Raw genomic sequence first — 551 nt, 5'->3', positions numbered from 1 at the left:
CGGTCGAACAGCGGCGGCAGCGGAGGCAGGGAGGGCAGTCGCACCGGGGGCGGCGCAGGCGGATGCCCAGAATGCCCCGGACGCCGTCCCCCGGCCATTGGCCCGACTCCCGCTGCTGCTGTCCCTCTCCTGCCTGGGCACCGGCCTAGCGCTGGTGGGGGGCCGGGCCCTGCTGGCACGCCAGCCGGCGCTCACCCCCGCCACCACCACCGACCGGCTGGAGTGGCTGCAGCACTGGGATGCCGATCCCTGGCGGCGCCGGGAGGCCAGCCTGCTGCTGGCGGCCCGCAGCAAGGATCCCCAGCAGCAGCGCCAGTGGCTGCGGGGCCAGGGCTGGGGTCCCGATCCCCTGGCCGCCCTGGTGCTGAAGCAGGACGCCCTGGCCGCCGCGGCCCTCGATCGCCCCGAAACCGCCCAGGCCCTGTGGCGCCAGCTGCAGCGGCGCTTCCCGGGCGATCCGGCCAGCGCCGATGCCCTCTACGCCCTCGGTGGCGACAGCCCTGATAAGCGCCGGCAACTGCTGCAGCGCTTCCCGGCCCACCCCGCCGCCC

General features: G+C 76.6%; 1 pseudogene. It reads left to right on the top strand.

The window, feature by feature from the left end:
* Nucleotides 1-97: 97 nt before the first annotated feature.
* A pseudogene (locus VB737_RS07560) lies at nucleotides 98-551 on the top strand (lytic transglycosylase domain-containing protein); the annotation flags it as partial.

Source organism: Synechococcus sp. BA-120 BA3, assembly GCF_034931285.1.
In the GTDB taxonomy this organism is placed as follows: Bacteria; Cyanobacteriota; Cyanobacteriia; order PCC-6307; family Cyanobiaceae; genus Cyanobium.
The sequence above is the reverse complement of the archived record's forward strand: the minus strand, read 5'-3'. Positions and strand labels throughout refer to the sequence as shown.